Below are 22020 nucleotides of genomic sequence, written 5' to 3' on the forward strand. Positions count from 1 at the left end.
AATCTCGATCCGTCAGGGCGTCGCATTCCAGGGCACGGGATTTGGTGGCATGGAGGGTGCGATGCCGACCTCAGACGTCTCGTCCACCCACGTCTTCTCGATTCCGCCCGGGGCGCCCTTCCTGCCGACGCTCGCCGACGCCCTGATCTCGGGGCGCCTCGTCGGCGAGATCGGCGCCGATCCGTTCGCCCTCGCCTCCGTCACCCTGTACCTGCCGACCCAGCGGGCGGTCCGCGCGCTGGCCGCGATCCTCGCCGCGCGCCTCGGCCAGGCGGCCCTGCTGCCCCGGATGGTGCCGCTCGGCGAGGCCGACGAGGCGGAACTGGATCTGGCCGCCAACCCGCTCCTCGAGAACGGCCCGGACCTGCTCGCCCCGGCGATGCCGCCCCTGGAGCGCCGGCTCATCCTCGCCCGCCTCGTCCAGGGCTGGGCCGAGGCGGTGGACCGCACGCTGCTCCCGATCGACGACGACGTGCCCTTCCTGGTCCCGTCCTCCCCCGCCGACGCCATCGGGCTCGCCGCCGACCTCGAACGGCTGATGGACGCGCTCACCGTCGAGGGCCTGCCCTGGGCGGAGATCGGCGGCGCCGTCGAGGCCGAGTACTCGCGCTACTTCGGCCTGACCCTGGATTTCGTGAAGATCGCCGCCGAGGCCTGGCCCGGGATCCTCGCCGAGCGCGGGATGAGCGACCCGGTCTCGCGCTCGCGCCGCCTCGTCCTGGCCGAGGCGGACCGGCTGATGCGCGACCGCCCGACCGATCCGGTGATCGTGGCCGGCTCCACCGGCTCGGTGCCGGCCACCGCCCGGCTGATCGCCGCGGTGGCGGGGCTGCCGCGCGGCGCCGTGGTGCTGCCGGGCCTCGACGGCGACCTCGACGCCGCCGGCTGGGACGCCATCGAGACCGGCGAGGGCGTCTCGCGCGAGATCGCCCACGGTCATCCGCAGGCGATCCTGCACCGCCTCCTCGGCCCCGCCTGCCTCGGCCGCGACCGGGCGCAGGTAGAGACCCTCGGAGATCCCTCCGCCCCGGCCCGCGCCCGCTTCGGCCTGCTGTCGCAGGCCCTGCGTCCGGCCGAGACCACCGAGGCCTGGGCCGCCCTCGACCCGGCCGAGCGCGCCCGGCTGGCGCAGGAGGGGATGCAGGGCCTCGCAGTGGTCGAGGCCAGCGACGAGCGCGAGGAGGCGCTGATCATCGCCATCGCCCTGCGCGAGACCCTCGAGACTCCCGGCGCCACGGCCGCCCTGGTGACGCCGGACCGCTCCCTGGCGCTCCGGGTGGCGGCCGAACTCGCCCGCTGGGGCATCGTCGCGGAGGATTCGGGGGGCGAGGCCCTGTCGCGCAGCCGGGCCGGGCGCCTGGCCCGCCTCGCCGCCGAGGTCGCGGCCGACCTCCAGCCGGCCCGGCTGATCACGCTCCTGGCCCATCCCTATGTCCGGCTCGGCATGCCGCGCAGCGACGTGGTCCGGGCCGCCGCCGCCCTGGAGATCGGCGCCCTGCGCGGGCCGGCCCCGGCGCCGGGCTTTGCCGGGCTCCAGAAGGCGCTCGCCGACCAGCGCGCCGCCACGGGGCGCCGGCCCCGGGCCAAGCGCCGCCTGACCGAGCGCGACTGGGATCTCGCCGCCGGCCTCCTCGACCGGCTGGAACTGGCCTTCGGCGGCTTCCTCGACGCGGATCACCGCGGCGTCGGCAACCTCGTGGCCTACGCCGCCGCTCATCGCGCCGCCTTCGACATGCTGATCGACGCGGCCGAGGGCGAGGCGGTCGACGACGCCTCCCTGGGCGTGCTCGACACCCTGTTCGACGACCTGGAGATGGCTGAGCCCGGCCTGCTGCCCGGCCGCTTCGGCGACTACCCAGCCTTCTTCACCGCCCTGGCCCGCGAGCGCATGGTGGCCTGCAGCGACGGGCGCCCGCATCCGCGCCTGCGCATCCTGGGCCTCCTGGAGGCGCGGCTGATGAGCGTCGACCGGGTCGTGCTCGGCGGCCTCGACGAGGGCGTCTGGCCGATGCAGACGACCACCGACGCCTTCCTGAACCGGCCCATGCGCGAGCGCATCGGCCTCAATCCGCCCGAGCGCCGCATCGGCCAGAGCGCCCACGATTTCGTGCAGGCCCTCGGCCACCACGACGCGCTGATCACCCGGGCGGCCAAGCGCGAAGGCGCGCCGACCGTGCCCTCGCGCTTCCTGCAGCGCCTGCGCGCCTTCACGGGCGACGCCTGCTGGAACCGGGCCCTCGACGCCGGGCGCCGCTTCTCGGCCTATGCCGCCGCCCTCGACCAGGGTAGCGGCCCGGCGCAGGCCCGCCTGAAGCAGCCGCGGCCGAAGCCCGATCCGGCCCTGTTCCCGCGCTCCTTGAGCGTCACCGAGGTCGAGACCCTGGTGCGGGACCCCTACGTGATCTTCGCCCGGCACGTCCTCGGCCTCGACCCGCTCGACCCGGTTGCGGCCGAGCCGGGCGCGGCCGACCGCGGCACGCTGATCCACGAGATCCTGGGGCAGTTCGCCCAGGATCATCCCGAGGCGCTGCCCGAGACGGCGGTGGAGCGCCTGTTCAGCCTCGCTCTCAACGCCTTCCGGCCGATCTCCGACACCTACCCCGAGCTCTACGCCGAGTGGTGGCCGCGCTACGAGCGGCTGGCCGCGCACTTCCTGGCCTGGGAGGTCGAGCGCCGGGCGCAGCTGGCGCGGGTGCATCCGGAGATGTCCGGCAAATGGGTGATCCCGATGGGCGCCGAGAGCTTCACCTTGCGGGCGCGGGCCGACCGGATCGAGCGGCGCCGCGACGGCGGGGCCTGCATCGTCGACTTCAAGACCGGGCTGCCGCCGAGCAACAAGGAAGTCTTCGCCGGCTTCTCGCCCCAGCTCACCCTGGAGGCTGCGATGCTCATGGCCGGCGCCTTCGACGGCTTTCCGGCCACCACGCTGACGCCCGACCTCCTCTACGTCCACGCCTCGGGCGGCCGCAAACCGTTCGAGCCCCTCGCGGTGAAGCCGCCGCGCGGGGACGAGCGCGAGATCGCCGCCATCGTGGCCGAGCACGTCGCGCGCTTCCGCGGCCTCGTCGCCCGCTTCCTCACCGGCGAGGCCGCCTACACCTCGCGGCCCTACCCGAAATACGCCAAGTCCTACGGTGACTACGACCACCTCGCCCGGGTGCTCGAATGGTCGCTCGGCGGGGAGGGAGATGCATGATGTCGGGCCGCGAAGCCTTCGTCGTCGACGACCTCACCAAGGCGGCCCAGCGCCGGGCCGCCGATCCGCGTGCCTCGGCCTGGGTCTCGGCCAATGCCGGCGCCGGCAAGACCAAGGTGCTGACCGACCGGGTGGTGCGCCTGCTCCTCGACGGGGCGCCGCCGGCCCGCATCCTCTGCCTCACCTTCACGAAGGCGGCGGCGGCGAACATGTCGATCCGGGTCTTCCGGGTGCTCGGCCGCTGGGTCACCCTGGACGACGCCGCCCTCACGGCCGAACTCACCGAACTCACGGGGGAGCGCCCTGCGCGGAAGACCCTGCAGGTGGCCCGGCGGCTGTTCGCCCGCGCGGTGGAGACCCCGGGCGGCCTGAAGATCGAGACCCTGCACGCCCTCTGCGAACGCCTGCTGCACATGTTTCCCTTCGAGGCGAACGTGCCGGCGCGCTTCGTGGTGCTGGACGAGACGCAGGCCGCGGAGGCCTTCCGGATCGAGACCGGGAACGTGCTGGCCGACGCCATCGGCGGCCGGCATCCGCGGCTCGGCGAGGCCCTGGCCGTCGTCGGGCCGGAGGCGACGGGGGATGCGCTGCGCAAGGCGATCCGCAGCGCCATGCGGGCGCGGGACGTGCTCGACAGCCGCTTGGGCCTCGACGGCCCCTTCGCCGCGCTGGCCGACGCCCTCGGCGTCCGGCCCGGGGACAGTGCCGCGGCGATCGAGGCACGCATGCTGGACGGGGGGCTCGGTGATCTCACCGCGCTCGCCGGCCGCCTGCGCACCGGCAAGGCCACCGACGACGGAATCGCCGACAAGCTCCTGGCGGTGGAGGCGGCGGCCTCGCCCGGCGAGGCCCTGGAGACCTATCTCTCCCTCTTCTTCACCAAGGAGGGGGCGCCGAAGGCCGACAAGAGCCTCGGCACGAAGGCGGTGCCGGAGGACGCCAAGCAGGCCCTGCGCGACGAGCGCGACCGGCTGGAGCCGCTGCAGGACACGCTCCGCGGCGTGCGCGCCCTGGAACGCACCCACGCGCTCTTCACCCTCGCGGGCGAGATCCACCGCCGGGTCGAGGCCCAGAAGGCCCGCCTCGGCGCCCTCGACTTCGACGACCTGATCCACAAGACCCTCGACCTCCTCGGCCGGGTCGATTCCACCTGGGTCCTGTACAAGCTCGACCGCGGCGTCGACCACGTGCTCATCGACGAGGCGCAGGACACCAACCCGCACCAGTGGGAGATCCTGCGCCGCATCACCGCCGAGTTCGCCTCCGGTGAGGGCGCCCGCGAGGTCGCCCGCACGCGCTTCGCCGTCGGGGATCCGAAGCAGTCGATCTACAGCTTCCAGGGCGCCGAGCCCCGCGAATTCGAGACCACGCGGCGCGCCTGGCAGCGGGCGGCCGAGGGGGCCGACCTCGCCTTCGAGGACGTCCACCTGAACCTGTCGTTCCGCTCGGCCGGCGGCGTCCTGCGCGCGGTGGACGCCACCTTCGCGGTTCCCGAGCACTACGAGGGCCTGTCCTTCGAGGACGCGGCGGTCGGCACCACCCACAGCACGGCGCGGAAAGCCGCGCCCGGCACCGTGGAGCTCTGGCCCATCGAAGAGCCGGCCGACGAGCCCGAGCCCGACGCCTGGGCGGCCCCCGTCGACGCGCCCGAGACCAACGCGCCGGCCGTCGTCACCGCCCGCCGGGTCGCCCGCGCGGCGCTCGCCTGGATCACCACCGGCGACGAGACCGGCCGGGTCTGGCGCCCGGGCGACATCCTCATCCTGGTCCGAAAGCGCTCGGCGGCCTTCGAGGAGGTCATCCGTGCCATGAAGGCCCTCGGCGTGCCCGTCGCCGGCCAGGACCGCCTCGACATCGCCGCCCACATCGCCGTCAACGACCTCGTGGCTGTGGGCCGCGCCGGGCTCCTGCCGGCCGACGACCTGACCCTGGCCGGCGCCCTGAAGACGCCCCTCGTCGGCTTCGACGACGACGACCTCGTGCGCATCGCCGCCCGCCGCGACCTGCACGAAACCCTCGAGGACGCGCTGGCCCGGCACGCCGCCGCCGGCGACCCGGCCGCGATCCGGGGTCACGCGGCCCTGAGATCCTGGATCGACCTCGCCGCCTGCGAGGGACCGTTCGGATTCTACGCCGCGCTGCTCGGCGCGCGGGGCGGCCGGCGCGCCCTGGTCTCGCGCCTCGGCGGCGAGGCCGGCGACGCCATCGACGTCTTCCTGATGACGGCGGCCCAGGCCGAGCAGGCGCCGGACGCCCCCTCCCTCGGCGGCTTTCTCGCCCGCTACGACACGGTGCCGGGGCGCGGGGAGGGCGGCCACACAGTCAAGCGCGACCTCGATTCCGGTCGCGATGAGGTCCGGGTGATGACCGTCCACGGGGCCAAGGGGCTCGAGGCGCCGGTGGTGGCCGTCATCGACGGCTGCGAGGCACTCGGGCGCAACGACCCGCCGCTGCTGCCGCTCCTGCCGGGGGCGCAGCGGTTCGGCCAGGGCGCCGCGCCGCTGCCGCCGATCTGGGCCGGGGCCAAGGCCGGTGACTGCGAGGCCGTCACCCAGGCCCGCGCCACCCTGCAATCCCGAGGCCGCGAGGAGCACAACCGCCTCCTCTACGTGGCGATGACCCGCGCCGCCGACCGCCTCGTGATCGCGCCCTATCGGGGACACGAGGCCCCGAGCGAGGCGGCCTGGTGCGAGATGATCCGCACCGGTCTGGAGCGCGCCTTCGGCCCCGGGGAGGGGCTGGAGACGCCCCACGGCCCCGCCACCCTGTGGCGCGACGGCGGCGCGGCGGAATCGGCGGCTCCGGCCCCCTCCGCCGTCCCCGGGCCGCCGGACCTGCCGGCCTGGCTGGAGGCCCCCGTCCCGGCCGAAATCGAGGCCGCCCCGCCGGTGACGCCGTCCGGCGCTCTCGGGGCCGCCGATACCCGCCGCGAGCCGGGCCAGCGCCAGGCCGACAGCGAGGCGCGCCGGCGCGGGACACTGATCCATTCCCTGGTGGAGCACCTGCCGCGGATCGAGCCGGCCCAGCGGGCGGCCGCCGCGCGCGCCTTCGTGCGCGCCCGCGCGCCCGGATTCGATCGGGCCAAGCAGGACGGCATCGTCGCCGCGACCCTGCACCTCTTCGAGGAGCCGGACCTGGCGCCCCTCTTCGCGCGGGAGGCCCGGGCCGAGGTGACGCTGTCGGGCCGGGTCGTGGTCGGCGGGGTCTCGCGCCCGGTCTTCGGCCGCGTCGACCGTCTGGCGATCACCGGGGACACGGTCTGGGTCGCCGACTTCAAGACCGGCCGGCCCCCGCGGGAGGGCGCGCCGCTGCCGCGCGCGGAAGCCGGACAGATCGCCCTCTACGCCGCGCTCCTGGCGGAGATCTACCCGCGCCACCGGGTGGTGCCGATGCTGGTCTGGACCTCGGGGCCGGTCATCCGCCGGCTCGATGCCGAGGCGGTCGCCGCCGCCCTCGAGGCGCTGGCGCAGAGGGCGGCGTGAGCGCTGGAATCTGTCGGGGTCATCCCGAACCGGACAGATTCTAGCGACGCCCCCCGGCGGCCCGCTTCTGGGGCGCCGGCGTGCCGGCATCCTCCTCGAAGAGTTCGGCGAGCTTCTCGGTCATCGCGCCGCCGAGCTCCTCCGCGTCGATGATCGTCACGGCGCGGCGATAGTAGCGGGTCACGTCGTGGCCGATGCCGATGGCCAGCAATTCCACCGGCGAGCGGGTCTCGATGTCCTCGATCATCCAGCGCAGGTGACGCTCGAGGTAGTTGCCGGGATTGACCGACAGCGTGGAATCGTCGACCGGCGCGCCGTCCGAGATCACCATCAGGATCTTGCGCTGCTCGGGCCGGGCCAGCAGGCGCTTGTGCGCCCAGTCGAGGGCCTCGCCGTCGATGTTCTCCTTGAGCAGGCCCTCGCGCATCATCAGCCCGAGGTTCTTGCGCGCCCGGCGCCAGGGCGCGTCGGCGCTCTTGTAGACGATGTGGCGCAGGTCGTTGAGGCGGCCCGGCGTATTGGGCTTGCCGCCGGCGAGCCACGCCTCGCGCGACTGGCCGCCCTTCCAGGCCCGCGTGGTGAAGCCGAGGATCTCGACCTTGACGCCGCAGCGCTCCAGGGTGCGCGCCAGGATGTCGGCGCAGGTCGCCGCCACGGTGATCGGGCGCCCGCGCATCGAGCCGGAATTGTCCAGCAGGAGCGTGACCACCGTATCGCGGAAATTCGTGTCCTTCTCCCGTTTGAACGAGAGCGGCTGGTACGGGTCGGTGACCACGCGCACGAGGCGGGCGGGGTCGAGCTGACCCTCTTCGAGGTCGAAGTCCCAGGCGCGGTTCTGCTGGGCCAGGAGCCGGCGCTGCAGCCGGTTGGCGAGGCGCCCGACCACGCCCTGGAGATGGGCGAGCTGCTTGTCGAGGTAGGTCCGCAGGCGCGCGAGTTCCTCCGCGTCGCAGAGGTCCTCGGCGTGGATGATCTCGTCGAAGCGTGGATTGAAGACCTTGTATTCCGGCCCGCGCGGCTCGTTCGTCCGCTGCGACGGAGGACGCCAGGCTTCCGAGGCCTCCTCGGATTCGGCGTTCTCGGCCTCGTCCGGCAGCTCGCCCGAGGGTGCGTCGGCGGCCTCGGTGGCGCCTTCCTGCAACTCGTCCGTGGCCTCCTGCGAGGTCTCCATCTCGGAGCGGTCGCCCTGCGACTGCTCCTCGGCCTCGCCCTCGCTCGGGGTCTGCTCGTCGTCCTGCGACTCGTTCTCGTCCTCGTTCTCGTCGTCCTCGGGGTCGAACGGCGTCTCGTCGGCCATGTCGAGGGAGGTGAGGAGCTCGCGCACCGACCTGGCGAAGCTGCGCTGGTTCTCGATGGAGCCGATCAGCCCGTCGAGGTTCGCGCCGGCCTTCTCCTCGATATGGGAGCGCCAGAGGTCGACGATCTTGCGGGCCGCCTCGGGGGGGGCGGCGCCGGTGAGGCGCTCGCGCACCATCAGTGCGACGGCATCCTCCATCGGGGCGTCGGCCCGGTCGGTGATGTCCTCGTACTTGCCGCCGCGATGGTAGCGGTCCTCCAGCATGGCCGAGAGGTTCGAGGCGACGCCGGCCATGCGCCGCGACCCGATGGCCTCGACGCGGGCCTGCTCGACCGCGTCGAACACCGCCCGGGCGCCGGCATTCTCGGGCGCGAGGCGGCGATGCACGGCGACGTCGTGGCACCCGAGCCGCAGCGCCATCGAGTCGGCGTTGCCGCGCAGGATCGCCACGTCCTCGGGCGTCAGCTTGCGCGGCGGCTCGGGCAGGCGCGCCTTGTCGCCGGTCAGGGCCGGGCGGTCGCTGGCATAGACCACCTCGATCTCGGAACGCTTGGCGATGGCGCGCAGGCAGCCCGCCACCGAGCGCTTGAGCGGTTCGGCGACGGGCTCGCGCCGGTCGCCGGGCTTGCGGTTGGAGATCGACATGCGGGTCGACGGCTTCCTCGAAACGGACGGGAGGGGGTCAGCTCAGGGCGACGTTCGAGGCGCTCTCGGGCAGGTCCTTGCCGAAGGCGCGCTGGTAGAACTCCGCCACCAGGGTGCGCTCCAGCTCGTCGCACTTGTTGAGGAAGGTCACCCGGAAGGCGAAGCCGATGTCCTGGAAGATGTCGGCGTTCTCGGCCCAGGTGATCACCGTGCGCGGGCTCATGACGGTGGAGAGGTCGCCGTTCATGAACGCGTTGCGGGTGAGGTCCGCCACGCGCACCATGCGGTTGACGATGTCCCGGCCGCCGTCGCGCTGGTAGTGCACCGCCTTCGACAGGACGATGTCCACCTCGCGGTCATGGGCGAGGTAGTTCAGGGTGGTGACGATCGACCACCGGTCCATCTGGCCCTGGTTGATCTGCTGGGTGCCGTGGTAGAGGCCCGAGGTGTCGCCGAGGCCCACCGTGTTGGCGGTGGCGAACAGGCGGAAGGCCGGGTGCGGGCGGATCACCCGCTTCTGGTCGAGGAGCGTCAGGCGGCCCGACAGTTCCAGCACGCGCTGGATCACGAACATCACGTCTGGCCGGCCGGCATCGTACTCGTCGAAGACCAGGGCGACGTTGTTCTGGAGCGCCCAGGGCAGGATGCCGTCCTGGAAGGCGGTGACCTGCTTGCCGTCCTGCAGCACGATCGCGTCCTTGCCGACGAGATCGATGCGCGAGACGTGGCTGTCGAGGTTGATCCGGATACAGGGCCAGTTCAGGCGCGCGGCGACCTGTTCGATATGCGTCGACTTGCCGGTGCCGTGGTAGCCGGTGACCATCACGCGGCGGTTGCGGGCGAAGCCCGCCAGGATCGCCAGGGTGGTCTCCCGATCGAAGATGTAGTCCGGATCGAGATCCGGCACGTGCTCCTCGCTCCGCGAGAAGGCCGGGACCCGGAGATCGAGGTCGATGCCGAAGGCCTCTCGGACGGAGACTTCCCGGTCGGGGAGCGAGGCGGGCGAGACGTCAGAAAGCATAAGGACCTCGTCGGGGCGCGGGCGCCGTGGGCGTGTCACGGAACGCGCGGGCTGTGTCGGACTTCGGGGTCTCGCGGTTCTGGGACGATGAACCGCGCGCGACCGCCATCTAAAGGTCGACGCCGGGCGGCGCCAAGGGGTGTCTGCGCTGCATATAGGGCCTCGCCCGGCGATTGCCGCCCACTCAGAGCAGGGGAGCCCCGGAAAACGTGCATCGATCGTGCCGGAACTCCGGAAGCGCCGGCGCCCGGCCCCTCAGCAGAGGCCGGCGGCGCGCAGGGCGTCGTGGGCGCGGATGATGTCGCGTAGGCGCTCCTCGAACGAGCGGTCGCCGCCATTGGCGTCGGGATGGAAGCGCTTCACCAGGATCTTGTACTGCGCCTTGATGGCGGCCGAGTCCGCGTTCTCGTCGAGGCCGAGCACGTCGAGGGCCTTCAGGGTCGCGGCCGAGTGCCGGGGCCGGCGCGGCTCGGGCGCGGCCTTGCGCCGGGCGGGCTCGCCGACGCCCTCGGCGCGCAGGATGTCCAGCGGGTCGACATAGGCCCAGTCGCGCTTGGGCGCCGCCTTGCCGCGGTCGCCGGCCGTGGCGGGGTTCACGCCCATCGCCCAGGTCGGGCGATGCCCGATGATCGCGTCCTTCTGGAAGGCCTGCACGGCGGCGTCGTTCATGCCGTCGAAGTAGTTGTACGTGGCGTTGTAGGCCCGCACGTGGTCCATGCAGAAGCGCCAGTACTGCCCCTCCGCCTTCCGGCCCTTGGGCGCGCGGTAGAGCCCGGGGTTCTTGCACCCGGGGGTCTCGCAGGTCTGGGCGGCGGCCGTCTTCGGCTCGTCGCAGGACGGCTTGATGCGGATGCTGTCGAACAGGGGCGAGTTGAGATCCATGATAGGGCGATTATGAGGGGGCGGGTCGGAGACACAAGAGCGGCGGGCCTGATGCCGCATGCGGTGTTGGGGGGTTGACGCAGGCTGGACGCCGACGCCCGACGACGGGAAACACGAGGAGACGCCCGCGATGACCGAGACCGTGACCCTGAGGGAGTGGATCACCGACACGCTGCGGGCGCAACTGGCGCCGCAGGACCTGGCGGTGATCGACGAATCGCACCTGCATGCGGGCCATTCGGGGGCGCGGCCCGAAGGCGAGACGCATTTCCGCCTTGACGTGGTCGCGGCCGCCTTCGAGGGCAAGAGCCGCGTGGAGCGCCACCGCATCGTCAACGCCGCCCTGGAACCGGCGTTCAAGCGCGGGCTCCACGCCCTGGCGGTGCGCGCCCGCACGCCCGCCGAGGCGTCCTGATCCGACACTTCCCGCGAGAGACCCCGCCGTGGCCCTTCACTGCACGCCCCACATCGCCATCGACGAGGCGGAACTGGAGGAGACCTTCGTGCGCGCCTCCGGCCCCGGCGGGCAGAACGTCAACAAGCTCTCGACGGCGGTGCAGCTTCGCTTCGACGCCCGGCGCTCGGCCGCCCTGCCGGACGCGGTGGCGGTCCGCCTGATGCGCCTGGCGGGCCGGCGCCTCACCGTCGACGGCGTCATCGTGATCAGCGCCCAGCGCTTCCGGACCCAGGACCGGAACCGGGCCGATGCCCGCGAGCGGCTGGCCGAACTCGTGGCCGAGGCCGCCGTGCCGCCGACGCCCCGGCGCGCCACGCGCCCGACGCTCGCCTCGAAGAAGCGCCGCCTCGACGACAAGTCGAAGCGGAGCGCCACCAAGCGCCTGCGCGGCAGCAGCGCGGATTAGGGGCCGGGCCCCGGATCCTGCGCTCGGATCCTGGGCTCGGATCTCGGGTTCAGATCCTGGCCGCCGCCGTGCCGTCCGGCGGATGCGTCTCGACCTCGCCGCTGACGTAGCGGCTGCCCGGCTTCATGATCGTCAGCACCAGGGCGATGACGGCCAGCAGCGCCGAGACCGCGGCCGGGAACAGGAAGGCGTCCTCGCCGTAGCGCATCTGCAGGAAGCCGCCGATCACCGCGCCGGTGCTCAGCGCCGCCCAGAGGGGCGCCTGGATCCAGAAGGAGGGCGCCACGGTGCCGAGCATCAGGTTGGCGAGCCCGGTCCCGAAGCGCACCACGGCGCCGGTGACGTAGGTGAGCGCGAGGCTGCGCCCGCCCTCGTCCTGCAGCGTCGCGTTCTGCAGGCCGAGCGCGATGACGATCGGGTAGGCGTGGAGCGGGAAGGCGAAGCTGCCGTGCGGGACGATGAGCCCGATCGTCAGGAGCACCGATTGCAGCAGGAGCAGCACCGAGAGGCGCCAGCGCCCGACCCAGGCCGCGATCAGCGTCCCCGCGAAGGCACCGAAGCAGAACAGGACGATGACCGAGGCGACGCGCGAGGTGCTCTCCCAGTCGAACCGGCTGACCGAGACGCCGAAGCGCGTCGTGTTCCCGCTCATGAACGACATGAACAGCTGCGAGAATTCGAGGAACCCGATGGAATCGGCGCAGCCGGCCACGGCCGAGAGCGCCAGCGCGAACGGGATGCGCGTCGCTGCGCTCGCGGGAAACGACTTGTTCTGCGTCTCTGCCATAGGTCTGCCATCCTCCGTCCCGTGCGGGGGCTCGAATTGCGGTGCTGTCAGGCCGGTGCGTCCGGTGCGGGATCGGACCCCGGCGTCAGGCCGGGGACGGGGTGCACCGATGCGTCCGGAGCAACAGTCATGCTCCGATTTGGTTCAACCGCGTCGTGCGCTGGCGCTCAAGGGCCGCAACGGAAACGTGAAGGGTCCGGCCGCCGGGCCACGATCACCCGGCCCGGGACGTCGGCCCCGTTTTCCCGCCGCGCCACGGCCGGCCGGCAGAGTTCGAGATCGAAGCCCGCTCCGGCCAGGGTCTCCCGCACCAGCGCGTCGCCGTGGGCGTAACGGGCATCCGCCCCCAGGACGAGCCCGTCGCCCGGGTGGGACTGCACGGTGAAGGCGAAGCGTCCGCCGGCCCGCAGGACGCGGGCGCTGCCGGAGACCATGCCGGGGAAATCGCCCACGTAGATCATGACGTCGGCGGCCGTGACGCAGTCGGCCGAGGCGGGGGGCTCGGCGTCGAGCGCCGCCACCAGTTCACCCTCCACCAGCCGGTGATAGAGGCCGCGCCGCCCGGCCTCGGCCAGCATGCCGGGCGAGAGGTCGATGCCGGTCAGGTGCTCCGGCCGGCCGCCGAGGGCGGCCCCGACGAGGCCCGTGCCGCAGCCGAGGTCGACGACGCGCCCGAGCGGCGCGGCCGGACCCGCGGTGGCATCGAGGGCGTCGGCGACGAGCGCGTGCCCGCGATAGGACAGGCCCTCGACGAGGTGGCGGTCGAAGCGCGGCGCGTAGGCGTCGAACAGCGCCCGGACGTAGCCCGGCGAGATCGCCGTGACCGCGTCACCGGCGCCGATCCGCACCAGGGCCAGGCGGGCGCCCTGCGCGTCCTCGGGGTCGATGTCGAGGGCGTTGGCGTAGGCGCGCAGGGCCGCGTGATGGTCGCTGGCCCGCCCGCCCCGGGCGTAGCGGGCCTCGCGGGCGCGGCCGAGGAGGAACCAGGCCGGGGCGAAGCGGGGCGCGATCTCCAGGGTCTGCTCCGCCATCTCGGCGGCGCCGTCCGGGTCGCCGTCGTCGAGGCAGCCCTGGGCGTAGGCGTAGCGCCGGTCGGCGCGAAGGTCGCCGGAGGTGATCGTGCGGGACATGTGACTGCGAACGGGTCTCGGGCGCCCTATATGCCGCGCCGATGAGTTTCAGCGCCAGCGATCTTCTCACCCTGACCCGCGAGGGCCTGTACTGCCCCCTCGGGGGCTTCCACGTCGATCCGACCTGGCCGGTGCCGCGCGCCCTGATCACCCACGGGCACGCCGACCACGCCCGGGCGGGCCACGGCCGGGTGCTCGCCACGGGCGAGACCCTGCGCATCATGGCGGTGCGCTACGGGGCGGATTTCTGCGAGAGCCGGCAGGAGGCACCGCTGGACCAGGAGATCCGCATCGGCGGCGTCACCGTGCGCTTCGCGCCCGCCGGGCACGTGCTCGGCTCGGCCCAGATCGCGATCGAGGCGCAGGGCGTCCGGGTCGTCGTCTCGGGCGACTACAAGCGCGCCTACGACCCGACCTGCCTGCCCTTCGAGGTGGTGCCCTGCGACGTCTTCATCACCGAGGCGACCTTCGGCCTGCCGGTGTTCCGGATGCCGGACACTCGCGACGAGGTGAGGAAGCTCCTCGATTCCGTGGCCCTGTTCCCCGAGCGCGCCCACATCGTCGGCGCCTACGCGCTCGGCAAGGCGCAGCGCGTGATGGCGCTCCTGCGGGAGGCCGGCTACGACCGGCCGATCTACCTCCACGGCGCGATGGAGAAGCTGACCGAGCTCTACAAGCGGGAGGGCATCCCGCTCGGCGAGACCCCGAAGGTGGTGGCGGCCGAACGCGCCAAGCTGCACGGCGCCATCGTGCTCTGCCCGCCCTCCTCGATCCAGGACGTCTGGTCGCGCAAGTTCCCCGACCCGGTGACCTCCTTCGCCTCGGGCTGGATGCGGGTGCGCGCCCGCGCCCGCCAGAAGGGCGTCGAGCTGCCCCTCTGCATCTCCGACCATTCGGACTGGCCCGATCTCTGCCGCACCATCCTGGAGACCGGGGCCGGGGAGGTCTGGGTCACCCACGGGCAGGAGGACGCCCTGGTGCACTGGTGCGGGACGCAGGGCATCGCGGCCAAGCCCCTGCACCTGCTGGGCTACGGCGACGACGGCGAGGCCGAGCCCGCCGCCGCACCGGAGGAGGCCGCGTGAACGACTTCGCCCACCTCCTCGACCGCCTCGCCTACGAGCCGCGCCGCAACGCCAAGCTGCGCCTGCTGCAGGATTACTTCGCCCACGCCCCCGACCCGGAGCGCGGCTACGCGCTGGCCGCGATGACGGGCGGCCTGACCTTCCGCGAGGCCAAGCCCGCGATGATACGCGGGCTGGTGGAGGCGCGCGTCGACCCGGTGCTGTTCGGGCTCTCGCACAACTACGTGGGCGATCTGGCCGAGACCACGGCCCTGATCTGGCCGGCGCCCGCGGCCTCGGCCGGTGAACCGCTCGTCGGCCCCGGCCACAACAACCCGCCGCCGCACGTGCCGACCCTGGCCGAGGTGGTCGAGACCCTCGGCACCGTGAAGAAGGCCGACCTGCCCGCCCGCATCGCCGAATGGCTCGACGCGCTGGACGAGACCGGGCGCTGGGCACTCCTCAAGCTCATCACCGGGGCGCTGCGGGTCGGCGTCTCGGCCCGGCTCGCCAAGACCGCCATCGGGGCGCTCGGCGGCCACGAGGCCGACGCCGTCGAGGAGGTCTGGCACGGGCTGGAGCCGCCTTACGCCACCCTGTTCGCCTGGGTCGAGGGCCGGGCCGAGCGGCCCGCCACCCTGAACCCGGCGCCGTTCCGGCCGCCGATGCTCTCGCACCCCATCGACGCGGAGGGCGACTTCGAGAAGCTCGATCCGGCCGCCTTCTCCGGCGAGTGGAAGTGGGACGGCATCCGCGTCCAGCTCGTCGGGGGCCGCGACGAGGCCGGCGCCCAGGTCGCCCGCATCTACTCGCGCACCGGCGAGGACATCTCCGGCGCCTTCCCGGATCTCGCCGAGGCCATCACCTTCTCGGGCGCCGTCGACGGCGAATTGCTGATCCTGCGCGAGGGCCGCGTGCAGAGCTTCAACGTGCTCCAGCAGCGCCTCAACCGGAAGGCCGTGACCTCGAAGCTCCTCGAGGAGTTCCCCGCCCATGTCCGCGCCTACGACCTGATGCAGGCCGAGGGCGAGGACCTGCGCCCGCTGCCCTTCACCGAGCGCCGCGCCCGCCTGGAGGCCTTCGTGGCGGCCCTCGACCACGCCCGGATCGACCTCTCGCCCCTGGTGCCGTTCGCGAGCTGGGAGGATCTGGCCGCCGCCCGCGCCGACCCGGCCGCGGTGGGGGCGGGCGCGGATGCCGACGCCATCGAGGGCATCATGCTGAAGAGCCGCGACAGCGCCTACCTGCCCGGGCGGCCCAAGGGACCCTGGTGGAAGTGGAAGCGCGAGCCGTTCCGGGTCGACACCGTGATGATGTACGCCCAGCGCGGGCACGGGAAGCGCTCGTCGTTCTACTCCGACTACACCTTCGGGGTCTGGCGCGACCGCGAGGACGGCACGCCGGAGCTCGTGCCGGTGGGCAAGGCCTATCACGGCTTCACCGATGCCGAGCTGGCCAAGCTCGACCGCTACGTCCGCAACAACACCACCAAGCGCTTCGGCCCGGTGCGCGAGGTCGCCTACGGGCTCGACCACGGCCTCGTGCTGGAGATCGCCTTCGAGGGCGTGCAGCGCTCGACCCGCCACAAGTCGGGGGTCGCCATGCGGTTTCCCCGGGTGGCCCGCATCCGCTGGGACAAGCCGGCGGCGGAGGCCGACCGGATCGAGGCCCTGGAGACCATCCTGGCCCGGGGCGAGCGCGAGATCGCGCCGGGCGAGACCTTGAAGGAGGTGGAGGCATGAGGACGGGAGGCATGAGGACGGGAGGCAGGATCGGCGCGCTGGAGGGGTTCTCCAGCGGACCCGTGGAGCGGCAGGCGAGCGCGACGCTCACGGTGTCGACGCCCGGCCAGGGCTTCACCGACATCACCCGCGCGGTCGCGGATTTCCTGCAGCGCAGCGGGGTCGTCACGGGCCTCGTCACCGTGTTCTGCCGGCACACCTCGGCCTCCCTGACCATCCAGGAGAATGCCGATCCCGACGTGCAGACCGACCTCCTCACCGCCCTCGACGGCCTCGCCCCGCGACATGCCGGCTACGTCCACGGGGCCGAGGGGCCGGACGACATGCCGGCCCATATCCGCACGATGGTCACGGATTCGGCCCTCGGCGTGCCGGTGCTGGGCGGGCGCCTCGGCCTCGGCACCTGGCAGGGCCTCTACCTGATCGAGCATCGCGACCGGCCCCATCGACGCGAGATCCTGCTCCAGGCCGTCGGGGCCTGAGCCTCGCCCCTAGCGCCGGATCAGGATCACCCCGCCGATCAGGAGCCCGACGCCGAGGAGGCGCGGCCCGTCCAGGGCGCGCTGGGCGAGGCCGAGCCAGCCGAAATGGTCGAAGGCCACCGAGGCCAGCATCTGGCCCGTGACGAGGAGCGCCAGGAAGGTGGCCGCGCCGAGCTGCGGCACCAGGATCGTGGCGAGCGCGATGAAGACCGCGCCGAAGAAGCCCCCGCTCCAGGCCCACCAGGGGATGCGCGCGGCGAGATTCGCCGAGGGCAGCGGATCGCGCAGGGCCAGGGCCAGCACCACCATGGACAGGAGGCCGACGAAGTAGCTCGCGAAGCCCGCCCAGGCCGAGGAGTTCAGGCCGATCCGCAGGTTCGCGATCAGCGCCTGCTGCACCACGATGCTGGTGCCCGCCAGCACGGAGAGGGCCAGGGGAAGCAGGAGGTTGAGCATGGGCCTCGGGACCGGTTCGGGAGACGGGTTCCTTGACAACCATCCCACGCCCATGCCGTCAAATGACGGATCGGCGCGTTTCCATGCGGGCGAGGCATGATCAACCCGGCCCATCTCGATCTCTTCCGCGCCGTGATGCGCCATGGCGGAATGACCCGGGCCGCCGCGGCCCTCGGGGTCGGCCAGCCGCATGTGAGCCGGGCCATGGCGCAGCTCGAGGCCGAGACCGGCCTGACCCTGTTCGTGCGCGGCCACGGCAGCGCCCGGCCGACGCCGGAGGGGGAGGCCTTCGCCCGGGAGGTCGAGCGCAGCTATGCCGGCCTCGACCATCTGCGCCACGCCGCCCGGCAGATCCGCGAACTCGGCACCGGGCCCCTGCGCATCGCCTGCCAGCCCTCCCTGGCCTCGCGCCTGCTGCCGCGGGCGATCCGTCGCCTCGCCGCCGAACATCCGGGCGCCCGCGTCGCCGTCCACGTGCCGAGCCCGGACACGATCTGGGCCTGGGCCGCCTCGGGCCAGTGCGACCTCGGCCTCGCCCGCCCGCGCTCCGGCCATGCGGGCGTGACGGCTGAGCGCTTCCTGACCGTCGATGCGGTCTGCGCCGTGCCGCGCCGGCATCGCCTGGCCCGCCGGCCTGCCATCGCGGCGGAAGACCTCGCCGGCGAGACCCTGATCGCCGGCGGCCCGGGCCTGTTCCAGGAGGCGGTCGAGGCACGGTTCGCGGAAGCCGGCTGCGTGCCGCGCTTTCCCCTGATGGCCCAGTACACGGCGGCGCGCTGCGGGCTGGTCGCGGAAGGGCTGGGCCTCGCCATCGTCGACCCGGTCCCGGCCGGCGAGCTCACCGGCCTGCCGATCGTGCTGCGCCCGTTCCGGCCGGCCCTGCCCATCGAGACCATGCTGGTCCGCCCGGCGGGCCGTCCGCCGGGGCGCCTCGCGGAGCGCCTGGTCGAGCTACTCCGCCTGGAGCGCGACGCGCTGGTCTCGGAGCGGAGCATCGCGACCGCGTGAGGCGCGCCGCGCGGGACCGCTCCATCGGGACCGAACCCGTGCCCCGCCGTCCGGTTCTCAGCATATCGACGACACGAAACCGTACGCGGGAGAGATGCGATGAAAGCCATCGTCTGGCACGGCGCTCAGGACATCCGCTGCGAATCCGTCCCCGATCCCCGCATCGAGGACGACCGGGACGCCATCATCAAGGTCACGTCCTGCGCGATCTGCGGCTCGGACCTGCACCTCTACGACCACTTCATGCCCGGCATGGAGAAGGGCGACGTCATGGGCCACGAGTTCATGGGCGAGGTGGTCGAGACCGGAAAGGGCATCAACGGCGCTCTGCGCAAGGGCGAGCGGGTGGTGATCCCGTTCACGATCATCTGCGGCGAGTGCGACCAGTGCAGACGCGGCTTCTTCTCGGTCTGCGAGCGATCGAACCGCAACAAGCACCTCGCCGCCAAGGCCTTCGGGCACACCACCGCGGGCCTGTTCGGCTACACCCACCTCACCGGCGGCTACCAGGGCGGACAGGCCGAGTACGTTCGCGTGCCGTTCGCCGACAAGACCCACATCAAGGTGCCGGACGGGCTCACCGACGAGCAGGTGCTGTTCCTCGGCGACATCTTCCCGACCGGATGGCAGGCGGCGGTGCAGGCCGACATCCAACCCACCGACACGGTGGCGATCTGGGGGGCCGGCCCGGTCGGCCAGATGGCGGTCCGCTCGGCGATCCTGCTGGGCGCCAAGCAGGTGGTGTGCATCGACCGGGTGCCCGAGCGCCTGGAGATGGCCCGCGCCGGTGGCGCCGTGACCATCGACAATGCGACGGAGAGCACCGTCGAGCGCCTGAACCAGCTCACCGCCGGCAAGGGGCCGGAGAAGTGCATCGATGCCGTCGGCATGGAGGCGCACGCCCCCCGCGCCCTGGAACAGGTCTACGACCGCGTGAAGCAGGCGATGATGCTGGAGAGCGACCGCGCCACGGTGCTGCGCGAGATGATCTATGTCTGCCGCCCGGCCGGCATCCTCTCGGTTCCGGGCGTCTATGGCGGGCTCGTCGACAAGATCCCGATGGGCGCCCTGATGAACAAGGGTCTCACGCTCCGCACCGGGCAGACCCACGTCAACCGCTGGACCGACGACCTCGTCCAGCGCATCGCCGACGGACAGATCGATCCCTCCTTCGTCATCACCCATAGGGGTCGTCTCGAGGACGGGCCCGAGCTCTACAGGACGTTCCGCGACAAGAAGGACAACTGCATCAAGGTCGTGCTCCGGCCCTGATCGTCCCCCGATCCCGCTTCGAGGACGTTCGCATGCCCGCATCCGCGTCCCGCCAGGATCCGACGGCCCGCCAGGGGAGCCCGGGATCCGAGGCACCCCCCGCCCGCCTCGCCGCGGACCGGCGCCGCCGGCCCGATCCGACCACGCGCCAGCTGGCGCAGGGCCTCGGCTGGTTCTCCCTCGCCCTCGGCGTGACGGAGCTGACGTGCGGCGACGCGATCGCGCGCTGGCTCGGCATGCCGCGCGCCGGCCCGCTGGTGCGGGCCTACGGGGTGCGCGAGCTCGTCCAGGGGGCCGGCATCCTCGGCTCCCGCGATCCGACGCCCTGGATCTGGGCCCGGGTCGCCGGGGACGGCCTCGACGTCGCCACCGTGCTGCCCGGGCTCGGCGGCGACCCGCGCCACCGGACCAACACCGTCGTCGCCCTGACGGCCCTCGCGGGAGTCGGCCTGGCCGACATCCTCTGCGCACAGGCCCTCTCGGACGCCCCGCTCGCCCCCTCGGAGCGGGTCCGGGCGGATTACCGGAACCGGAGCGGGTTCCCGAAGGGACTCGCAGCGGCGCGCGGCGCCGCCCGCGACGTCCGGCCCCGGGACTTCACCACGCCGGAGGGGCTTCGCGCCTGGACCTGAGGCGGGGCACCCGGCAGCGTCGGGAACGAACGCGAGGTCCCGGCCTCCGCCCGCGCCTTCCGGCCGGTGCGCTTGCAGCAGAGGGGATCAGTCCGCAGACCGTCGGGACCCGGTGGGGCCGAGCGCGCGCAGGCGCGTCTCCAGGTCGGCGGCCAGCGCCTCGTAGTCGCGCAGGTGGACCCCGTCCGGCGGGGCGGCCTGCGTGGTCAGGCCCGCCTCGCCGTCGCGCAGGGCCGCGAACGGATCGAAGAACCGGCACCCGTGCCGGGCGCACAGGCCGCGCAGGGCCGCCGAGTAGGCCGCCACCGCGGCGGGATCGCGGTCCGCCCGCGCCTCCGGGCCGATCGGCGGGACGGCGGCGACCAGTACGAGATCGGCGTTGGCCCGCAGCCGTTCGAGACTGCGCGCAGCGGCCGCCTCGAACCCGCCCAGCGTGCTCTGCGACAGGGGGGCGGCGTGACGCAGGATGTCGTTCGTGCCCAGGAACAGCACCGCGACGCCGGCCCGGACCGGGAAGGTCAGCCCGTCGAGTTCCGTGGCGTAACGGCGTGCCGAAGTCCCGCCGATCCCGCCATTGACGACCCGCGGGAGCCGCCGGGCGAGCAGGGTGCCGAGGAGCTCCGCGTGGGAATTGCCCGCCAGGAAGACGAAGCCCGGCTGGGCCGCCGAGAGCGCCGCGCGGATCGCCGGCAGACGCCGCATCAGGTGCTCGCCGGCCAATTGCCGGTTCCGCTGCGCGTCCTCGGAAGCGCCGGCCATCGGGAGGCCCACCATCGGGGCTGCGGCCAGCGTGGCGCTCAGGGCGACGCCGATGGCCAGCACGGTCCGGCGCAGCCATTGCCCGCCGGGCGATCGGCGGCGACCGAGTTCGGGACCGTTCATCCGCACCCTCGGATTGCCAGGTTTCGCTCGAGATCGGGTTCGCCCGGGGACGCGGGCCGTGGCGGCCGGCCCGCCGCGCTCCCGGATGGCGGGGTCAGGCGCCCTGGGCCGCGACGGCCTCGGCGGTGAATCGGGCGTAGCCCTTGGCCCGCAGGTCGCAGGCCGGGCACGTGCCGCAGCCGTGTCCCCAGTCATGGCGGTCGCCGCGGGTGCCGAGGTAGCAGGTGTGGCTGTCCTCGACGATGAGGTCGACCAGCGCCCGGCCGCCGAGAGCCTCGGCCAGGCGCCAGGTCTCGGCCTTGTCGATCCACATCAGCGGCGTGTGCAGCACGAAGCGCCGGTCCATCCCGAGATTCAGCGCCACCTGCAGCGCCTTGATGGTGTCGTCCCGGCAATCCGGGTAGCCGGAATAGTCGGTCTCGCACATGCCGCCGACGATGTGGGTCAGCGACCGGCGATAGGCCAGCGCCGCCGCGAAGGTCAGGAACAGGAGGTTGCGGCCCGGCACGAAGGTGTTGGGCAGGCCACCGTCCTCGAAGGCGATGGCGGTGTCGCGGGTCAGCGCCGTGTCGGAGACCTGGCCCAGCGCGTCGAGGGCCAGGGTGTGGTCGTCGCCGAGCCGCGCGCGCCATTCGGGCTTCAGGGCGGCGATGCCCCGGCGCAGCCCGTCCCGGCAGTCGAGCTCGATGCGGTGGCGCTGGCCGTAATCGAAGCCCAGCGTCTCGACCCGCTCGAAGCGCTCCAGCGCCCAGGCGAGGCAGGTGGTGGAATCCTGCCCGCCCGAGAACAGGACCAGGGCGGCGCTCATCTCAGGGCCTCGCCCTCGTACTCGGCCCAGGACATCGGTGTCTCGTAGACCTTCACGGAGGAGAGGGCCGGCAGCGCCGCCTTGGTGTGTTCCCAGATCCAGGCGGCGATGTGCTCGGCGGTGGGGTTCTCCAGCCCCTCGATCTCGTTGAGGCAGTAATGGTCGAGGCGGGACAGCACCGGCGCGAAGGCGTGCTCGACGTCGAAGAAATCCACCACCCAACCGGTGGCCGGGTCGACGGCGCCCGAGAGGGTGAGCTCGACCCGGTAGGAATGCCCGTGCATGCGGTGGCAGCGATGGGTCTCGGGCACGTTCGGCAGGCGGTGGGCCGCCTCGAAGGTGAAGGCTTGGGTGATCTTCATCGAGCAATC

At 73.0% G+C, this 22020-nt stretch carries 19 protein-coding genes; 10 read left to right on the forward strand and 9 right to left on the reverse strand.

Annotation, left to right across the window (positions count from 1 at the left end; all coding sequences use genetic code 11):
- Nucleotides 1-61 precede the first annotated feature (61 nt).
- Both addB and addA read left to right on the forward strand, forming a co-directional pair.
- Nucleotides 62-3196: a double-strand break repair protein AddB gene (gene addB, locus AC0IWM_RS04605; RefSeq protein WP_471753282.1), complete on the forward strand. Its 3135-nt coding sequence runs from the start codon at nt 62-64 to the stop codon at nt 3194-3196.
- On the forward strand, nt 3196-6678 hold the full coding sequence (gene addA / locus AC0IWM_RS04610) for a double-strand break repair helicase AddA (protein WP_471753513.1): 3483 nt from the start codon (nt 3196-3198) through the stop codon (nt 6676-6678). Before addB ends, addA begins: the two co-directional genes overlap by 1 nt.
- Before the next feature lie 40 nt (nt 6679-6718).
- On the opposite strand, the gene cobT is transcribed toward addA, so the two are convergent.
- From cobT to AC0IWM_RS04625, 3 genes are all read right to left on the reverse strand, one after another.
- Complete coding sequence (gene cobT / locus AC0IWM_RS04615; RefSeq protein ID WP_471753283.1) at nt 6719-8620, reverse strand: cobaltochelatase subunit CobT; 1902 nt, start codon at nt 8618-8620, stop codon at nt 6719-6721.
- 37 nt (nt 8621-8657) lie between these two features.
- Nucleotides 8658-9641: a cobaltochelatase subunit CobS gene (cobS, locus tag AC0IWM_RS04620; protein WP_056466381.1), complete on the reverse strand. Its 984-nt coding sequence runs from the start codon at nt 9639-9641 to the stop codon at nt 8658-8660.
- Nucleotides 9642-9896: 255 nt separating this feature from the next.
- Nucleotides 9897-10523 carry a J domain-containing protein gene (locus AC0IWM_RS04625; RefSeq protein WP_471753284.1) on the reverse strand — a complete coding sequence of 209 codons (627 nt, stop codon included), beginning with the start codon at nt 10521-10523 and terminating at the stop codon, nt 9897-9899.
- Nucleotides 10524-10653: 130 nt separating this feature from the next.
- Between AC0IWM_RS04625 and AC0IWM_RS04630 the strand changes: the two genes are divergently transcribed.
- Both AC0IWM_RS04630 and arfB read left to right on the forward strand, forming a co-directional pair.
- Nucleotides 10654-10938 (forward strand): BolA family protein, encoded by a 285-nt coding sequence (locus AC0IWM_RS04630; protein WP_056466387.1) that lies wholly within the window; start codon nt 10654-10656, stop codon nt 10936-10938.
- Nucleotides 10939-10966: 28 nt separating this feature from the next.
- Nucleotides 10967-11386: an alternative ribosome rescue aminoacyl-tRNA hydrolase ArfB gene (arfB, locus tag AC0IWM_RS04635; protein ID WP_471753285.1), complete on the forward strand. Its 420-nt coding sequence runs from the start codon at nt 10967-10969 to the stop codon at nt 11384-11386.
- A gap of 49 nt (nt 11387-11435) precedes the next feature.
- On the opposite strand, the gene AC0IWM_RS04640 is transcribed toward arfB, so the two are convergent.
- Complete coding sequence (locus AC0IWM_RS04640) at nt 11436-12173, reverse strand: YoaK family protein (protein ID WP_471753286.1); 738 nt, start codon at nt 12171-12173, stop codon at nt 11436-11438.
- Between the two features lie 167 nt (nt 12174-12340).
- Nucleotides 12341-13303 (reverse strand): class I SAM-dependent DNA methyltransferase, encoded by a 963-nt coding sequence (locus tag AC0IWM_RS04645; protein WP_471753287.1) that lies wholly within the window; start codon nt 13301-13303, stop codon nt 12341-12343.
- Between the two features lie 41 nt (nt 13304-13344).
- On the opposite strand from AC0IWM_RS04645, the gene AC0IWM_RS04650 reads away from it, so the two are divergent.
- Genes AC0IWM_RS04650 through AC0IWM_RS04660 form a run of 3 tightly spaced genes read left to right on the forward strand, consistent with a single transcriptional unit; the run spans nt 13345 to nt 16591 of the window.
- Nucleotides 13345-14388 carry a ligase-associated DNA damage response exonuclease gene (locus tag AC0IWM_RS04650; RefSeq protein WP_471753288.1) on the forward strand — a complete coding sequence of 348 codons (1044 nt, stop codon included), beginning with the start codon at nt 13345-13347 and terminating at the stop codon, nt 14386-14388.
- On the forward strand, nt 14385-16109 hold the full coding sequence (locus AC0IWM_RS04655; protein WP_471753289.1) for a cisplatin damage response ATP-dependent DNA ligase: 1725 nt from the start codon (nt 14385-14387) through the stop codon (nt 16107-16109). The genes AC0IWM_RS04650 and AC0IWM_RS04655 overlap by 4 nt, the downstream gene beginning before the upstream one ends.
- Entirely contained in the window at nt 16106-16591 is a 486-nt protein-coding gene (locus AC0IWM_RS04660; RefSeq protein WP_471753290.1) for a secondary thiamine-phosphate synthase enzyme YjbQ, read from the forward strand. The genes AC0IWM_RS04655 and AC0IWM_RS04660 overlap by 4 nt, the downstream gene beginning before the upstream one ends.
- 9 nt (nt 16592-16600) lie before the next feature.
- Here AC0IWM_RS04660 and AC0IWM_RS04665 read toward each other — a convergent pair whose 3' ends face one another.
- Complete coding sequence (locus AC0IWM_RS04665) at nt 16601-17047, reverse strand: DMT family transporter (protein WP_471753291.1); 447 nt, start codon at nt 17045-17047, stop codon at nt 16601-16603.
- A gap of 96 nt (nt 17048-17143) precedes the next feature.
- Here AC0IWM_RS04665 and AC0IWM_RS04670 point away from each other — a divergent pair, with 96 nt between their 5' ends.
- The 3 genes from AC0IWM_RS04670 to AC0IWM_RS04680 all read left to right on the forward strand — a co-directional run bounded on the left by AC0IWM_RS04670 (nt 17144) and on the right by AC0IWM_RS04680 (nt 19959).
- Nucleotides 17144-18055, forward strand: coding sequence for a LysR family transcriptional regulator (locus AC0IWM_RS04670; protein WP_471753292.1), 912 nt, complete (start codon nt 17144-17146; stop codon nt 18053-18055).
- 99 nt (nt 18056-18154) lie between these two features.
- Nucleotides 18155-19327, forward strand: a complete 1173-nt coding sequence (locus AC0IWM_RS04675) for a zinc-dependent alcohol dehydrogenase (protein WP_471753293.1) — start codon at nt 18155-18157, stop codon at nt 19325-19327.
- Between the two features lie 32 nt (nt 19328-19359).
- Entirely contained in the window at nt 19360-19959 is a 600-nt protein-coding gene (locus AC0IWM_RS04680) for a cyclase dehydrase (RefSeq protein WP_471753295.1), read from the forward strand.
- Nucleotides 19960-20046: 87 nt separating this feature from the next.
- Here AC0IWM_RS04680 and AC0IWM_RS04685 read toward each other — a convergent pair whose 3' ends face one another.
- The 3 genes from AC0IWM_RS04685 to queD form a co-directional block, all read right to left on the reverse strand.
- Complete coding sequence (locus tag AC0IWM_RS04685; RefSeq protein WP_471753296.1) at nt 20047-20841, reverse strand: SGNH/GDSL hydrolase family protein; 795 nt, start codon at nt 20839-20841, stop codon at nt 20047-20049.
- Nucleotides 20842-20935: 94 nt separating this feature from the next.
- A complete protein-coding gene (gene queC / locus AC0IWM_RS04690) occupies nt 20936-21649 on the reverse strand; it encodes a 7-cyano-7-deazaguanine synthase QueC (RefSeq protein WP_471753297.1) in 714 nt (237 codons plus the stop codon).
- On the reverse strand, nt 21646-22011 hold the full coding sequence (queD, locus tag AC0IWM_RS04695; protein WP_471753298.1) for a 6-carboxytetrahydropterin synthase QueD: 366 nt from the start codon (nt 22009-22011) through the stop codon (nt 21646-21648). The genes queC and queD overlap by 4 nt, the downstream gene beginning before the upstream one ends.
- Nucleotides 22012-22020: the final 9 nt, after the last annotated feature.

Source organism: Methylobacterium sp. AC433, assembly GCF_979253015.1.